1 protein-coding gene is annotated in these 395 nt (G+C 71.4%); it reads right to left on the reverse strand.

Annotated features, from left to right (window positions below; translation table 11 throughout):
* Nucleotides 1-147 precede the first annotated feature (147 nt).
* A partial coding sequence (locus Q5762_RS37305) for a hypothetical protein (RefSeq protein WP_315896751.1) occupies nucleotides 148-395 on the reverse strand: 248 nt, incomplete at its 5' end.

Genomic DNA, 395 nt, shown 5'->3' on the forward strand with positions numbered 1-395 from the left:
GGGTCGGAGTCGTAGCGCTCGTGGGGGCACGGGCTGCCGTCGCTCATGACCGGACCTCCGTCCCGAGCCACAGCCCGACGCAGATCATGCCGATGGACAGCAGGACCGCGATGACGGGCACGATGATGTCGAGCACGATGCGGCGGGTCATGACGCACCGCCGAGCGCGGCGAAGTCGATCCCGGCGGCACGCATCGGCTCGGTGAGCGTCGCGAAGTGGGGGGTGGAGATCATGTCGCGGACGACGACGGCCCATGCGGCGTCCCGTGCGGCGGACCATGCGGCGGACCATGCGGCGTCCCATGCGGCGGACCATGCGGCGGACCATGCGGCGTCCCATGCGGCGTACCATGCGGCGTCCCATGCGGCGTACCGTGCGGCGATCTGCACCTGGG

The sequence above is a fragment of the Streptomyces sp. P9(2023) genome (assembly GCF_032436795.1).
Classification (GTDB): domain Bacteria; phylum Actinomycetota; class Actinomycetes; order Streptomycetales; family Streptomycetaceae; genus Streptomyces.